This window comes from Mesorhizobium sp. C399B, from assembly GCF_030323185.1.
GTDB lineage: Bacteria > Pseudomonadota > Alphaproteobacteria > Rhizobiales > Rhizobiaceae > Mesorhizobium.
Window position 1 is genome coordinate 6,480,415 of sequence record NZ_CP100472.1, and the last position, 14,796, is coordinate 6,495,210.

Genomic DNA, 14,796 nt, shown 5'->3' on the forward strand with positions numbered 1-14,796 from the left:
TTCTGGAGAAGGCGCTGACATGCTCGAAGTTTCCAACGCCACGCTCCATTACGGCGCTGCTCAGGCGCTGCGCGGTGTGTCGCTGACGGCGGGTGCCGGCAAGATCACCTGCGTGCTCGGCCGCAACGGCGTCGGCAAGACCAGTTTGATGAGATCGATCGTCGGCCACCACCGGCTGACGAGCGGAAGCGTTGCCTTCGAGGGGAAGGCGCTCGACCGGAGCGCGGCGTATGATCGCGCCCGGTCGGGCATCGCATTCGTACCGCAGGGCAGGGAGATCTTTCCGCTGCTGACGGTGCGCGAAAACCTGGAGTCCGGCTTTGCGCCGTTGAAGCGCGCCGACCGCAACGTGCCGGCGCATGTCTTCGAACTGTTTCCGGTGCTGAAGCAGATGCTGGGGCGGCGCGGCGGCGATCTCTCAGGCGGCCAGCAGCAGCAGCTCGCCATCGGCCGGGCGCTCGTCATGCGGCCGAAACTGCTGGTGCTCGACGAGCCGACCGAAGGCATCCAGCCCTCGATCATCAAGGACATCGGCCGCGCCATCCGCTATTTGCGCGACCAAGCCGGCATTGCGGTGCTTCTGGTCGAGCAATATCTCGATTTCTGCCGCGAGCTCGCCGACGAGGTCAACATCATGGACCGCGGCCAGATCGTCCACACCGGCCCGGCCGAAGATCTCGACCGGGCGGACGTCAGGAAGTTTCTGACGGTTTAACGCAGGTCGACGGCTGCACGGATCGTACACGTCGAAGATTGGCTGAAATGCCCACAATCACTTCGTCATTCTAGGGCGGAGCAAGGAGCGGAGCGACGCGCGCAGACCCTAGAATCCATGCCGCGACATCAGCCAAAGAGTGCCGCGATGCAGAACAAGATCGCTTCTGCGGCACATTGGCCATTCCACATTCTGCACCGTTAATGACGCTTCTTCGTCCCGGCATGGATCCCTGGGTCTTCGCTCCGCTTCGCGTCGCTACGCCCAAGGATGATGAAGTCGCGAAGGTCCGCACCCGTTGCGTCGGACTTTCGTCCGAGGCCGCCACACTCTGGCACGCCGAATACTACATGCTAGTCTTTCCTAGGCCTCGGTGAGTCGGCCGCTTCCGTATCAGTCTGGTTCTGTAGCAGATCGAGGGAATATGCTGGCTCAGCCTGCAAGTTCCACGCAAGCAAGCCACCCTAGCTTCCCTCGCAGTTCTGATTGTCGGTCAATGCGTTCAGATAATCTTGCCAGGAGAATAGGGCTATGGAACGGTTCGTCGAGGACCACCAGAAACGACGGCTGACAGAGCGTGTCGACATCATTACCGCCATCAACATTCTGCGCTCGCAAGGCTACCAGCAGGATGAGCTGATCGGCGAAATCACCAAGGTTTTCTACGTCGACCTCGACACTTACAACGAGATCGTCATAGCGGCCTAAAAACGCCTCGCGCCTGAACGGCCTCATGCGACGCGCTTTGGGGTGTTGTTTTACGTGTGGTGAGGTTCAGGCCGGCTGAATATCAGCCCAGCCTACCCGGCGCGCCGGAAGGCGAGCACACGGTTGCGGCCGCCGCGCTTGGCGCCGTAAAGCGCCTTGTCGGCGGCGCTGAGCACCTTGTCGAATTTGGTGCCGCCCTCGCTGCCAAAGGCGTAGCCGGCGCTGACGGTGCAGGAGAGCAGGCGGGTCTCGGTATCGATCCGGCGCATGGCAAAACTGGCCCGGATGCGCTCGGCTATGAATTCCACCTTTTCAGGCAAGGTGCGATCGAGCACCAATGCAAATTCCTCTCCGCCCATGCGCGCGGCGACATCGCCCGGCTGGAGATTGGCGGTCAAATCCTTGGCGAACAGTTTCAGCACCTCGTCGCCGGTGGCATGGCCGAACTCGTCATTTATGGCCTTGAAGCCGTCGAGATCGAACACGATCACGGCGGTGAAGGACCGGACCGGTGTTTTGCCGTGCAGGTCGAACAAAGCGCGCCGGTTGAGCAGTCCGGTCAGCGGATCGGTCAGCGCTTCGCGGCGATGATGCTGCGCCAGGCGTCCCTGGTTAAGCGCCAGCGAGAGCGCGCCGATGCCGGTCATGCAGGCGATGACGACGATGAGGCTGAAATCCTCGGCCCAGTTGCTCGGCGCATGGCCAAGCACCAGCCTGCCATCCCAGACAAGTGCACCGGAGCACAGCACGAAGGAAATTGCGGTGGCGGTGTAGAGCCCTGCAATGCCGAGGATCGGGGCCGGGAATTCCGTACGACCCTTCCAGTATTCATAGGCCGTCGCAAACAAAAGCAGCGCGGCGAAGGCATTCTCCAGCATGAAGCCCAGCCCGTCATAGCCAAGCGCCATCGGCGGCAAGGCGACTGCCAGCGAGACGCCGGCGCCGACAGCGATGCGCGGCAATGGCGAGCGGCCGGTCGTGAACTGATGGGCCGCGCCCAGCATGGTCGCGAAGCCGAGCAGCAGGAACGTGAAGCTGGCGAGGCCGAGCAGGCGTCCGGGCGCGTCGATATAGGCCTGGTAGGCGAAGACGTCGGCGACGATCAGAAGCACGCTGACCGCCCAGGTCAGCAGGAATTTTTCCGAGCGCGCGGTAAGCCAAATGCCGAACAGCGTCAGGCCGAGGCAAGCGGCGGAAAACCCGACAGCCAACAGAAGGGAACTGTAGTCGAGCGACATGCCCTCGTCCTTGCGCGCGGCGGCCGGCCTCTAGAAAGGACCCGCACCGGATTTATGCAGGATGGAGGTATCGATAAGGTTACGATGCGCATAAGCTATCACGCTTCTGTTGATCGTAGCAATTCTGGGTTGAAACCCTTTTCAAGGGAAAGCGCTGACCGCTTTCCCGGGAAACGGTTCCACACTTTTCCTGGAATTGCTCCTAATGCATGTCGCCCAGAAGTGTGCCGCGGTTCTGGGACAACGGCATGCATCAAGACAAAGACTTAAATCGCGTCGTATGAATCCGTTTCAGCGCGACGCGCTTTAACCGATCAGCTCACCCTCTTCATCAGCGCCATGGCGCCGAACGGCGCGCGCACCTTGCCCTCGGTGATGAAGTAGACGAACACATCGCGCGGTTTCACCGGCGCGTCGAAAGTCGGATCGGCGCGCCGCAGATCGGCCGGCCGCTTGCCTTGCGCCCAGGTCTTCACCCGCGCTGCCCATTCGTCCAGGCCCTTCGGCGTATAGCAATCCGGATTGTCGTCGCTGCCGGTCTGCAGCCGCGCATAGATAAAATCGCCGGTGATGTCGGCGATACCAGGATATTTGGCATGGTCGGCATAGACGATCGCCGCCTTGTATTTGCGCGCCAGGCTCACAAATTCCGGCACGCTGAAACTGTCGTTGCGCACTTCCAGCGCATGGCGCAGCGCCACGCCATCCTGCTTTTCCGGCAGCAGCTTCAGGAAGGCCTCGAAATCATTGGCGTCGAACTTTTTCGTCGGAGCGAACTGCCACAGGATCGGGCCCAGCTTGTCGCCCAGCGCGGCAATGCCGGAGCCGAGGAAGCGCGTCATGGACTCGCCGGCTTCGCCAAGCACGCGCCGGTTGGTGACGAAGCGATTGCCCTTCAGCGAATAGACGAAACCGTCCGGCGCCTCGCCCGCCCATTTGACGAAGGTCGGCTCCTTGAAGCTGGAATAGTAGGTGCCGTTGACCTCGATGCTCGGTACCTGGCGGGTGGCGTAACTCAGCTGTTTGGCCTTGGAAAGCTTGTCCGGGTAGAAAGACGTATCCCAGGGTTCGAAAGTCCAGCCGCCCATCCCGGCGCGGATTGTTCCTTGGCTGATCATCGTCTTCCTCCCAGTTCTAAAAATGCGGTCAGGCTATTTTTCCAACCGGTTTGATCATGTCGACCACGGTCCATCCGGGACGGTGGGGATTGGCTCGGCGGCCCGTTTCGTGGAAGCCATAGGCCGTATAGATCTCGATGTTCCGCTCCATGCGCGAATTGGTGTAGAGCCGCACCTCCGGCACACCCCATAGCCGCGCCTGTTCCTGGGCGAAGTCGAGCAGCGCGGTGCCGAGTTTCCTGCCCTGGAAAGCGGGGGAGACCGCGACGCTGAAGATCATCGCATGATCGGGATGGCGCTCAATAACGATCAGCCCGGCGAGTTCCGCGCCGCTCTCCAAGAGCCAGACCTCGCCACGCTCGATGCGTGGCGCATAGCCCTCGGTGACTGGGAGCGGCGGCGCGCCTAACAGGGGCGTGTAGTGCTCATAGGCGGTCTGCGTCAGCGAGACGACTGCGTCGAGATCACCGGCAAGCGCCTGTCGGACTGTCATTCAAAGCTCTCCAGGCGCCCGACCGGTCTGTCAGTTACTCCGCCGCTTCGCGCTTGCCTCCGGGCCGCCGCTCCAAAAGCTCCTTCAGGAACTGGCCGGTGTAGCTGCGCTTTTCGCGCACGATGGCTTCCGGTGTGCCCTGTGCCACCAGTTCGCCACCGCCATCGCCGCCTTCGGGGCCGAGGTCGAGCACCCAGTCGGCGGTCTTGATGACTTCGAGATTGTGCTCGATGACCACCACCGTGTTGCCCTGGTCGACCAGTTCGTGAAGCACTTCCAGCAACTTGGCGACGTCGTGGAAGTGCAGGCCCGTGGTCGGCTCGTCGAGGATGTAGAGCGTCTTGCCGGTCGCCTTGCGCGACAATTCCTTGGCGAGCTTGATGCGCTGCGCCTCGCCGCCCGACAGCGTCGTCGCCTGCTGGCCGATATGGATGTAGCCGAGGCCGACCTGCTTCAGCGTCTCCAGCTTGTCGCGCACCCCGGGCACGGCGGCAAAGAAATCGACGCCTTCCTCGACCGTCATGTCCAGGACGTCCGCGATCGACTTGCCCTTGAACACGACATCCAGCGTCTCGCGGTTGTAGCGCTTGCCGTGGCAGACGTCGCACGTGACGTAGACGTCGGGCAGGAAGTGCATCTCGATCTTGATGACGCCGTCGCCCTGGCAGGCCTCGCAGCGGCCGCCCTTCACGTTGAAGGAGAAGCGGCCCGGCTGATAGCCGCGGGCCTTGGCCTCGGGCAACCCGGCAAACCAGTCGCGGATCGGTGTGAAGGCGCCGGTGTAGGTGGCCGGGTTCGAACGCGGTGTGCGGCCGATCGGCGACTGGTCGATGTCGATGACCTTGTCGAGGAATTCGAGGCCCTCGATGCGGTCGTGATCGGCCGGATGCTCGCGCGAGCCCATGATGCGGCGCGACGCCGCCTTGAACAGCGTCTCGATCAGGAAGGTCGATTTGCCGCCGCCAGACACGCCGGTGACGGCGGTAAAAGTGCCGAGCGGGATTTCGGCAGTGACGTTCTTGAGATTGTTGCCGCGCGCGCCGACGATCTTCAGCCGGCGGTTTTTCTTGGCCTCGCGCCTGACACCGGGCGTGGCGACTTCGAGCGCGCCCGACAGATATTTACCGGTGATCGAGTTGGGATTGGCCATCACCTGCTGCGGCGTGCCCTGGGCGATGATCTCGCCGCCATGAATGCCGGCGGCTGGACCCATGTCTACGACATAATCGGCATGCAGGATGGCGTCCTCGTCATGCTCGACGACGATCACCGTGTTGCCGATGTCGCGCAGATGCTTGAGCGTGTCGAGCAGGCGGGCATTGTCGCGCTGGTGCAGGCCGATCGACGGCTCGTCCAGCACATAGAGCACGCCGGTGAGGCCGGAGCCGATCTGCGACGCCAGCCTTATGCGCTGGCTCTCGCCGCCCGACAGCGTGCCGGAATTGCGCGACAGCGTCAGATAGTCGAGGCCGACATCGTTGAGGAAGCGCAGGCGGTCACGGATTTCCTTGAGAACGCGCACCGCGATCTCGTTCTGCTGGTCGTTGAGATGTGGCGGCAGTTCGGTGAACCACTGGTCGGCCTTGCGGATCGACAGCTCTGTGACTTCGCCGATATGCTTGCCGGCGATCTTCACCGCCAGCGCTTCCGGCTTCAGCCGGTATCCCTTGCAGACCGGGCAGGGCGTCGCCGACATGAAGCGCTCGATCTCCTCGCGCATCCAGGCGGATTCGGTTTCCTTCCACCGCCGTTCGAGATTGGGAATGACGCCCTCGAACGTCTTGGTGGTCTTGTAGGAGCGCAGGCCGTCATCATATTGGAAGGTGACCTCGCGCTCGCCGGTGCCGCGCAGGACGGCTTCCTTGGCCTCTTCGGTCAGGTCTTTGAACTTGTCGCCGAGCTTGAAGCCATAGGCTTTGCCCAGCGCTTCCAGCGTCTGGGCGTAATAGGGTGAGGTCGACTTCGCCCACGGGCTGACGGCGCCGTCGCGCAGCGAGACGTTTTCGTCCGGCACGATCAGGCTGGCGTCGATGGCGCGCTGGTTGCCGAGGCCGTCGCAGGTCGGGCAGGCGCCGAACGGGTTGTTGAACGAGAACAGCCTGGGCTCGATCTCCGGAATGGTGAAGCCGGAAACCGGGCAGGCGAATTTTTCCGAGAACAGGATGCGCTCATGCGTCTCGTTCTTCGATTTGTTGACCGAGTCCTCGCCGGTCTGGCTGGCGTCGAGCGGCCGGTCGGCGAACTCGGCCACCGCCAGCCCTTCCGCCAGCTTGAGCGCCGTTTCGATGGAATCGGCAAGCCGTGTCGCCAGGTCGCCGCGCACGACGATGCGGTCGACGACGACATCGATGTCGTGCTTGTACTTCTTGTCCAACGCCGGCACATCGGCGATCTCATAGAAGACGCCGTCGACCTTGACGCGCTGAAAGCCCTTCTTCTGCAGCTCCAGCAGTTCCTTGCGATACTCACCCTTGCGGCCGCGCACGATCGGCGCCAGCAGGAAAAGGCGCGTGCCTTCCTCGACAGCCAGCACCCGGTCGACCATCTGGCTGACCGTCTGGCTTTCGATCGGCAGGCCGGTCGCCGGCGAATAGGGGATGCCGACGCGCGCGAACAGCAGGCGCATGTAGTCGTAGATCTCGGTGACGGTGCCGACTGTCGAGCGTGGGTTCTTCGACGTGGTCTTTTGCTCGATCGAGATGGCCGGCGACAGGCCGTCGATCTGGTCGACATCCGGCTTCTGCATCATTTCGAGGAACTGGCGCGCATAAGCCGACAGGCTCTCGACGTAACGGCGCTGGCCCTCGGCATAGATGGTGTCGAAAGCAAGCGACGATTTGCCGGAGCCCGACAGGCCGGTCATGACGATCAGGCTGTCACGCGGCAGGTCGAGATCGACATTCTTCAGGTTGTGTTCGCGTGCCCCGCGAATGGAAAGGTATTTATGGTCGGCCATCGCCGGTCGCCGCCTCAGGTCTGGTGTCAGTGGGATCGGCGGGTTTTCCCGGCCATTCCCTATGTAGGTATTTTTGCCGCCACGTCGAGAGACGCCACACTTCTCGACCAAAAGCCGTTTAACCGTCTTTCGCGCGAAGGGGCAAGCGGAAAGAACAAAGACCGAACACGCTCCTGACAAAGCTGTGCAGAAACTGACAAGGGTGTTTCAGAAACTGACCGTGACGCAAGCTCCCGGCGATCACATTTTCCGTAACCGGCTATTCAAGGTTGACGTCGTCGAATCGGGGGCGCACTCTGCCGGAGTCAACGGAGCCGGCCGTCTTTGATGGCCTCGCCGCCCATAGCGGCCTGCGAGACGCCGCAGGCTTTTGCGATTTGTGCTTCGGATTGACACCTGTCGCAACGGACATAGGAGCGGAGCATGACGCCACCGGATAGTCCCTTGAGGCTCCACCTGCTAGTGGAGCCGCGGCGGGCATAAGTGCCAGGTAGTTTCGAGGCATTGAAGTGTATGTGTCCAAATGGACGCATCGCGACAATCCAACAAACCACCCGACAAACCGTGACCTGCCGAATCCCACAAAAATTAGAGACGGCTAGTCGGATCGTCGGCTGAACGCCGCGAAGCATCCGAAATCAAAGTCGGTATAACACTACCGGCAGTTTGGATTTGGAATCCAAAAAAAGCCCCGACCGTTAGCGGAAGCAACGGCGGGGCTGTTCTTTTGTGAGGAAGTCGTCGGCGCAGGCTTTCTCTCCCGTATAGTAACTGGGAAAAGGGGCTACCGGCGCGGCGGCTTGATCCCACCCGTGCCGACATCGACAGTGATGCTGCCGGAAATCCTGACATCGGTGTCGCCGATCTTGAACGTGCCGTTCTCGCCGGCAGGCAGCGCGTCGTCCGGCTCCGGCTGCGGCGCGGGCTTGGCGATGCGGTAGTCGCCGGTCACGCCGGGCAGGGCGCCTTTCCGCGACGTGCTGGTGCTGCCCCCGGCAAAGGCCATGCTCGATGTCGCCGCCGTGATGGCAATGGCTATGGTCAGTCTGTTCAGGTGGTAGCGCATGGCAAGACTATAGTGCCGCGCTCAAGGCGAGGCCAGACCAGCGGCGTTGAAATTGAGGGAACACCGGCCTGCATTCAATCCGCCGATCAGGCCGCCGCCTTTTTGCGGGTGTCGAACACATGGTCGACGAGGCCCCAGTCCTTGGCCTCCTTCGCGGTCATGAAGAAATCGCGGTCGAGCGTGCGTTCGACCTCTTCGTGGGTGCGGCCGCAATGGTGAGCGTAGAGGTCGGCCATGTGCCGCTTGGTGCGCAAAATGCCTTCGGCGTGACGCTGGATGTCGGAGGCCTGGCCCTGGAAGCCGCCCAAAGGCTGGTGCAGCACGATGCTGGCGTTGGGGAGCGCGATGCGCCGCCCCGGCGTTCCCGCCATCAGCAGGAAGGAGGCCATCGACGCGGCAAAGCCCATGCACACGGTCGACACCGGGCAGCTGACATATTGCATCGTGTCGTAGATGGCGAAACCGCTGGTCACCACGCCGCCCGGCGAGTTGATGTAGAGCGAGATCTCCTTGTCGGGATTGTCCGATTCCAGCGACAGGAGCTGGGCGCAGACCAGCGCCGACATGCCGTCATTGATCTCGCCATTGACGAAGATGATGCGCTCGCGCAGCAGCCGCGAGAAAATGTCGAAGGCGCGTTCGCCGCGGCTCGATTGCTCGATCACCATCGGCACCAGATTGGCAAAGCCGCTCATCTCATTGTCTCCGTTTTGATTTTTCCGGTTCAGGCAGCGCGCAGCAACAGGCGCGGCGCGTTGGCGGCAACTGGCGGCTTGGGCTTGTATGCGCGCAGCGAGAGCCGGCAGCCGGCGCCGGCCATCGCGACCGCAGGCGTCAGGACAAACCCGTCATGGACGATGCGCAGATGCGTGCCGCCGGAAACGGTGCGGGCGAGTGTGAAGGTGACGATGCTCCCCAGCTCCTCGCGGTCGGCGTCGCCGGAACGCTCGCGCCAGGAATAGCGCAGCAGGCGCCCCGGTTCGGCGTCGAGCACTTCGCACTCGATCGGCTTCTCAGGCCCGGCAAAGGCAAAGCGGCTGCCGGTTTCCGGATTGATGTCGTTCGGCATCATCCATTCCGCCAAGAGGTCCGGCACGGTCAGTGCCCGCCACACTTTTTCCGGTGCGTCCGGCAGATCGCATTCGAAGGCGAGGGCATCTTTGGCGGTCTGCGTCTGCTTTTCGTCGGTCATTGGTCCATGTCCTTCAAAACGACCTTCAGTCTTTCGATGCGCTCCGGCCAGAATGCGCGGTAGCGTTCGATCCAGCCGAGCAGCGGCTCGAGCCCTTGCGGATCGGCGCGATAGTAGGCGTTGCGGCCGGCGCGTCTTTCGCTGACCAGGCCTGCGCCGCGCAGCACGGCAAGGTGCTGCGACACCGCCGGCTGCGACACGCTCATGCCGGTGCGCAACTCCGACACGCTCATCTCGCCGGAAGTCAGCCGCTCGTAGACGGCGCGTCGCGTCGGGTCGGCCAGGGCGCGAAAAATCTCTGCTTCGATCATGGCAAAGCATAAGTCGATACTTATCGATTTGGCAAGGGGTGTTTTGAATGCTGCGTATTGATTGGATCCTGCCGGGCCTCTAAGCCGTGGGGAACAAGATGGGCCGATCATCGCGAGGCAGGAGTAGTATTTATGAATTCCAACGTCGATCTTTCGTCCGCCGAGAACCTCAACGAGGCTCTGAGGCTCTATCGCCGCCTCGTACTCGGTATAGGAGCGATCGCCGTCATCGGTTTCGTGGCCGTGATCTTGTTGGCCAAGCTGGGTACGGCGCTATCGCCGCCATACGGGATTTACGTCTTCGGCGAAGGATTGGGGACCTGGGGCCTGATCGCGGTGGTAGCGGCGCTCGTCGCTCAGGTGTGGTGGCACGGGCGCGCGATCGGGAAATTGCTGAATGACCCGGCTCTGAAATCTGAACCTGCAGTCGGGCTGATGTCGGCGCCAACCGTGATCGCACAGCGCGCCCATGGCATGGGCATGGAGTGGAGCGGCTTTTTCGGTCCGTTGCGGCCAGCTAAAAAACGGCGCTGACGACACCGCTTCTCGCCCCTGCGTGTCAGCTAAATCCACGCGCCCGCGTCGGCGATTGCTGCCATTCCTTGACAATCCGTGGTTAACAGTATAGGAACGAAAAGGGAACAAAAACCTTGTGGGAAAAGCCAGCCGCGGCAAGCCAGGATTGTGCGCGGCCTGTAAGGTGAACGACTTGAAATTTGTTTCGGATGAGCACGGAGAAGTGTCATGGCGGGTAGCGTCAACAAGGTCATTCTGGTCGGTAACCTCGGCGCGGACCCTGAAATCCGCCGCCTGAATTCCGGTGATCCGGTCGTCAACATCCGCATCGCCACGTCGGAAAGCTGGCGCGACAAGAACTCCGGCGAGCGCAAGGAAAAGACCGAATGGCACAACGTGGTCATTTTCAATGACCAGATCGCCAAGGTCGCCGAGCAGTACCTGAAGAAGGGCATGAAGGTTTACGTCGAAGGCCAGCTGCAGACACGCAAATGGCAAGACCAGACCGGCGCCGACAAGTACACGACCGAAGTCGTGCTGCAGAAATTCCGCGGCGAGCTGCAGATGCTCGATTCTCGCGGCGAGGGCGGCGGTCAGGTCGGCAACTATGCCGGCGGCAGCGGCGCGAGCCGTGGCTCGGATTTCGGCCAGTCTGGCCCCAATGAGAGCTTCAACCGCGGCGGCAACAGCGGTGGCGGCGGTTCCAAGGGCGGCGGTGGCGGCGGCTCGTCGCGCGAACTGGACGACGAAATCCCGTTCTGAGCTGACGGTAGTCAGCGATATCTGAGGAGAGGGCGCGATGTCGCTCGGACCGCTTCTATCGGCGCGCCCTCCCATTCCATGGCACGCCTTCGCGGCCCTTGCCGCGCTGGCCATTGGCGCTACGCAACTAGCGCTGCCGAAAGGCACGACGCGTCATCGTGTCGTCGGCTATACCTGGGCGGCGCTGATGCTGGTCGTCGCCATCTCCAGTTTCTGGATCCAGCAGATACGCCTCGTCGGTCCGTTCAGCCCGATCCATCTCTTGTCGATGTTAGTGTTGATCGCCGTGCCGCTGGCGGTCTGGCACGCGCATATGCATCGGGTCGCCACACATCGCAGGGTCATGATATCGCTGTATGTTTTCGCCCTGATCGGCGCCGGCGTGTTCACGCTGCTGCCGGGGCGGATCATGCACACGGTCGTCTTCGGCCAGTGACGCTTTCTGAAAGGAAGATTGCCGTGAAAGCCCGGATCAAATGGGTCGAGGAGCGCACCTTCGTCGGCGAGTCCGGCAGCGGCCACAAGGTTGTGCTGGGAACCGCCTCCGGGCCGGAAGGCAAGACGCCGGGTCCGAGCCCGATGGAGCTGGTGCTGATCGGCACCGGCGGCTGCTCGGCCTATGATGTCGTCCACATCCTCGAAAAAGGCCGCGAGGCGATCGAGGACTGTGTTGTCGAACTCGACGCCGACCGGGCCGAAACCGACCCGAAAGTCTTCACCCGCATCCACATGCATTTCATCGTCACGGGCCACGCGCTGTCGCGCGACAAGGTCCAGCGCGCCATCAACCTGTCGATCGAGAAATACTGCTCGGCCTCGGCCATGCTGGCCAAGACGGCTGTCATCACCCACGATTTCAAGGTCGTCGATACGGCGGTGGAGTAGGGGCTGCCGCTTACCCCGCCATCAGCGCCTTGATGCCATCCGCGACGAACTGAACCGCAAGCGCGGCCAGGATGACGCCGAGCAGGCGGGTGAGGATCGAGCGGCCGGTCTGGCCGAGGATGCGGTCGATGCGCTCCGACAGCACGAACACCAGATAGGTGATGGCAAGGCAGACGAAGATGATGCCGACCAGCGCCGCTTGTGCTGCAAAACCCTGAAACGAGCTCGACAGTAGCACGGTCGCCGAAATCGCACCGGGGCCGGCGATCAGCGGGATCGCCAGCGGGAAGGCCGCGATGTTGTGGATCATGTCCTTGGTGATGGCAACGTCGCCGATCTTCTCCTTGCGGTCCTGGCGGCGCTCAAACACCATTTCGAACGCGATGAAGAACAGCAAAAACCCGCCGGCAACGCGGAAAGCCGGCAGCGTGATGCCGAACACCGACAGGATGGACGCCCCGGCCACCGCAAACAGCGCCATCACCAGGAAGCCGATGATCGAGGCGCGCACCGAAACCTGCTGACGTTCCTCGCGGTTCATGCCGCGTGTCACCGCGAGGAAGAGCGGCGCGAGACCTGGCGGGTCGATGGTCACCAGAATGGTGACGAAGGCGTTGAACAGGCTGTCGAAACTCGGCATCGCTGACCCCTCCCGCCGGGCCGGACCCCTGCGCCACCATAGTGGTAGAGCAAAGCCCGACCGGTGGGAACCGTCTGACATGGCGATACCGGAGACGGCGTCAGTGTTAGGCGGCAGCGTTGCAATAGGCCTCCAGACGATAGCCGTCGGGATCGACGACGAAGGCAGCGTAATAGTTCTCGCCATAGTCGGCGCGCAGGCCCGGCGCGCCATTGTCGCTGCCGCCTGCACGCAAGGCGGCGGCATGGAAGGCAACGACACTCTGCCTCGTCGGCGCGCTAAAGCAGAAATGCAGACCGGACTTCTCGTCCGATGACACTGGCCGCGCCGCATCGTTCACCCACAGCGCCACGGTTTGCGCACCATAACCCAGTGAGCCTGGCGACTGGCTGAGGCAGGAATAACCGAGCGGCTTTAGCGCGGCATCGTAGAAGGGCTTCGAAACGTTGGTGTCGCGGACGCCGATCGAGACATGGTCAAGCATGTTTTTTCACCTTTTTTGCAATATGTTGCGTCATCAGTCCTGGGCGACGCGGCGCGCCAGGAACTCGACTTCGAGACGCCATGTCTTGCCATCGTCGTGCGAACGCTCGCCGAGCCAGCGGAAGCTGTCCTTGGTGATGCGCGAAAAGCTCCAGCGGACCGAGGAACCAGTGCCGTCGGCGCCGACCTGCACAATTGTGTCGCCTTCGGCGCGACCAAGCTGGCGGCTGTAGTATTGGTTTCGCGGGTCGCTCCAGAAGATGTGCCAGGCATCCGAGCCGGGATCATAGGCCCGCAGCGTTGTGCCATAGAAAGTCCATCTGCCGACCGAGGGTGAGGGGCCGGCATCGCGCGCGGGCAGGATCCATACATCCTGGATCGCCCTGCCTTCCAGGACCCAGCCGAAATGCACCTCGCCGCGTCCGGTGAGAACCGTGCCGTCCTCGAGATGGCGCGTGGCATCGAATGTCCAGGCGCCGACGAAGCGGCCGTAGAGATCCAGCTTTTCAGCCAGGCCGGGATTGGGGCCGTCGCTGTGGAGCGCTTCGTCAAAGGAGGATGTACCGATCATACTTGCTGCCTTCGTTGTGTCAGGAGGCTGCAAGCGATAGGCCCCGACCGGGTGTCGCGCTTGGGAAAAATTGCTATCTTTCAAGCCATGACGACGAGCGAACAAAACCTGGCATCGGGGCAGGGCTGGCATGTGTCCGACGTGCTGTGCACGGCCGGCGCCGGCGACCGCCCGTTCGAGGAGGCGCACGACACCTTCTGCGTTGCCGCTGTCACCAGCGGCACCTTCCGCTACCGCACCAGGCAAGGCGCCGCCATGCTGGCGCCGGGCGCGATCCTGCTCGGCAATGTCGGCGCCTGCTATGAATGCGGGCATGAGCATGGCGCCGGCGACCGTTGCCTGTCCTTCCACTTCGCACCGGCCTATCTCGACCGCATCGCCAGCGACGTGCCCGGCGCGAGCAAGCCCGCCTTCGGCGTGCCGCATCTGCCGCCCTTGCCGGCGCTCGCATCGCTGCTGGCCGAGGCGGAAGCGGCGCGCGAGATGGTCGACATCGACGCCTTTGAAGAGCTTGGCCTGCGAATTGCCGGCGCAGCACTGGCAGTTGCCGGCGCAGCACTGCCTGTGGCCAGCGATGCGGTGCCTGGCGTTCGACCGCCGAGCCGCCGCGACCAGAAACGGGTTGCCGAGGCGGTGCGGCAGATCGAGTTCAATGCCGACAGGCCGGTCTCGCTTTCCGAGCTTGCCTGCGCGACGGCGACCAGCCCGTATCATTTCCTGCGCACCTTCCGGCAGGTCGCCGGCATGACGCCCTATCAGTTTCTGCTGAGAACCCGGCTGCACCGCGCGGCGGTGCGGCTGCGCATGTCAGGCGATGCCATCTCGGCAATCGCCTTCGAGGCCGGTTTCAACGATTTGTCGACGTTCAACCGCCGTTTCCGGCGCGTCATGGGTGAGACGCCTGGCCACTATCGCGCCCGGCGGGTGGCTACCCGCTGATGCGTCCGCCTGCCTCCTGATACGCTCTTTGCTTTGAAAACGGTCCATCGCAGGCTTTTGCCCTTGCGGCGGCGAAATGCGTTATGGCCAAATCGTCGCAATCAGAGGTATCCATTTGAAATTGCCGCCAAAATTGTCGTTGGAAAAGCACCACGAATATTGGAGTTTCGGCCGTGCTTCCTATATAAGCGGTCAGTGATTCC

18 protein-coding genes are annotated in these 14,796 nt (G+C 62.6%); 7 read left to right on the forward strand and 11 right to left on the reverse strand.

Annotated features, from left to right (window positions below):
- Positions 1-19: 19 nt before the first annotated feature.
- Positions 20-715 carry an urea ABC transporter ATP-binding subunit UrtE gene (gene urtE / locus NLY36_RS31065; protein ID WP_023688639.1) on the forward strand — a complete coding sequence of 232 codons (696 nt, stop codon included), beginning with the start codon at positions 20-22 and terminating at the stop codon, positions 713-715.
- Between the two features lie 531 nt (positions 716-1,246).
- Positions 1,247-1,423, forward strand: a complete 177-nt coding sequence (locus NLY36_RS31070) for a hypothetical protein (RefSeq protein WP_023670936.1) — start codon at positions 1,247-1,249, stop codon at positions 1,421-1,423.
- Positions 1,424-1,515: 92 nt separating this feature from the next.
- Here the strand turns inward: NLY36_RS31070 and NLY36_RS31075 are convergent, their stop codons facing one another.
- From NLY36_RS31075 to NLY36_RS31110, 8 genes are all read right to left on the reverse strand, one after another.
- Positions 1,516-2,661 (reverse strand): GGDEF domain-containing protein, encoded by a 1,146-nt coding sequence (locus tag NLY36_RS31075; protein ID WP_023670937.1) that lies wholly within the window; start codon positions 2,659-2,661, stop codon positions 1,516-1,518.
- A gap of 314 nt (positions 2,662-2,975) precedes the next feature.
- Positions 2,976-3,779, reverse strand: a complete 804-nt coding sequence (locus NLY36_RS31080) for a DUF72 domain-containing protein (RefSeq protein WP_023736555.1) — start codon at positions 3,777-3,779, stop codon at positions 2,976-2,978.
- Between the two features lie 28 nt (positions 3,780-3,807).
- A complete protein-coding gene (locus NLY36_RS31085; RefSeq protein WP_023736556.1) occupies positions 3,808-4,272 on the reverse strand; it encodes a GNAT family N-acetyltransferase in 465 nt (154 codons plus the stop codon).
- 34 nt (positions 4,273-4,306) lie between these two features.
- Positions 4,307-7,228 carry an excinuclease ABC subunit UvrA gene (gene uvrA / locus NLY36_RS31090; protein ID WP_023736557.1) on the reverse strand — a complete coding sequence of 974 codons (2,922 nt, stop codon included), beginning with the start codon at positions 7,226-7,228 and terminating at the stop codon, positions 4,307-4,309.
- A gap of 784 nt (positions 7,229-8,012) precedes the next feature.
- Positions 8,013-8,234, reverse strand: coding sequence for a hypothetical protein (locus tag NLY36_RS31095; protein WP_032891865.1), 222 nt, complete (start codon positions 8,232-8,234; stop codon positions 8,013-8,015).
- Positions 8,235-8,380: 146 nt separating this feature from the next.
- Positions 8,381-8,989, reverse strand: coding sequence for an ATP-dependent Clp protease proteolytic subunit (locus NLY36_RS31100; protein ID WP_023670942.1), 609 nt, complete (start codon positions 8,987-8,989; stop codon positions 8,381-8,383).
- A 29-nt stretch (positions 8,990-9,018) separates the two neighbouring features.
- Positions 9,019-9,486: an SRPBCC family protein gene (locus tag NLY36_RS31105; protein WP_023736558.1), complete on the reverse strand. Its 468-nt coding sequence runs from the start codon at positions 9,484-9,486 to the stop codon at positions 9,019-9,021.
- On the reverse strand, positions 9,483-9,797 hold the full coding sequence (locus NLY36_RS31110; RefSeq protein ID WP_023706188.1) for an ArsR/SmtB family transcription factor: 315 nt from the start codon (positions 9,795-9,797) through the stop codon (positions 9,483-9,485). Before NLY36_RS31110 ends, NLY36_RS31105 begins: the two co-directional genes overlap by 4 nt.
- A 132-nt stretch (positions 9,798-9,929) precedes the next feature.
- On the opposite strand from NLY36_RS31110, the gene NLY36_RS31115 reads away from it, so the two are divergent.
- The 4 genes from NLY36_RS31115 (at position 9,930) to NLY36_RS31130 (ending at position 11,960) form a co-directional block, all read left to right on the forward strand.
- Positions 9,930-10,331, forward strand: a complete 402-nt coding sequence (locus NLY36_RS31115) for a hypothetical protein (RefSeq protein ID WP_023684632.1) — start codon at positions 9,930-9,932, stop codon at positions 10,329-10,331.
- Positions 10,332-10,541: 210 nt separating this feature from the next.
- Positions 10,542-11,075, forward strand: coding sequence for a single-stranded DNA-binding protein (gene ssb / locus NLY36_RS31120; protein ID WP_023684633.1), 534 nt, complete (start codon positions 10,542-10,544; stop codon positions 11,073-11,075).
- A gap of 37 nt (positions 11,076-11,112) precedes the next feature.
- Positions 11,113-11,511, forward strand: a complete 399-nt coding sequence (locus NLY36_RS31125; protein WP_023684634.1) for a DUF2306 domain-containing protein — start codon at positions 11,113-11,115, stop codon at positions 11,509-11,511.
- A gap of 23 nt (positions 11,512-11,534) precedes the next feature.
- On the forward strand, positions 11,535-11,960 hold the full coding sequence (locus NLY36_RS31130; protein ID WP_023684635.1) for an OsmC family protein: 426 nt from the start codon (positions 11,535-11,537) through the stop codon (positions 11,958-11,960).
- A 10-nt stretch (positions 11,961-11,970) separates the two neighbouring features.
- Here NLY36_RS31130 and NLY36_RS31135 read toward each other — a convergent pair whose 3' ends face one another.
- The 3 genes from NLY36_RS31135 to NLY36_RS31145 all read right to left on the reverse strand — a co-directional run bounded on the left by NLY36_RS31135 (position 11,971) and on the right by NLY36_RS31145 (position 13,654).
- A complete protein-coding gene (locus NLY36_RS31135) occupies positions 11,971-12,600 on the reverse strand; it encodes a MarC family protein (RefSeq protein WP_023736559.1) in 630 nt (209 codons plus the stop codon).
- 106 nt (positions 12,601-12,706) lie between these two features.
- Complete coding sequence (locus tag NLY36_RS31140) at positions 12,707-13,084, reverse strand: VOC family protein (protein ID WP_023726684.1); 378 nt, start codon at positions 13,082-13,084, stop codon at positions 12,707-12,709.
- A 33-nt stretch (positions 13,085-13,117) separates the two neighbouring features.
- On the reverse strand, positions 13,118-13,654 hold the full coding sequence (locus NLY36_RS31145; protein WP_023736560.1) for a hypothetical protein: 537 nt from the start codon (positions 13,652-13,654) through the stop codon (positions 13,118-13,120).
- Positions 13,655-13,741: 87 nt separating this feature from the next.
- Here NLY36_RS31145 and NLY36_RS31150 point away from each other — a divergent pair, with 87 nt between their 5' ends.
- Positions 13,742-14,593, forward strand: a complete 852-nt coding sequence (locus NLY36_RS31150; protein ID WP_023736561.1) for a helix-turn-helix transcriptional regulator — start codon at positions 13,742-13,744, stop codon at positions 14,591-14,593.
- Positions 14,594-14,796: the final 203 nt, after the last annotated feature.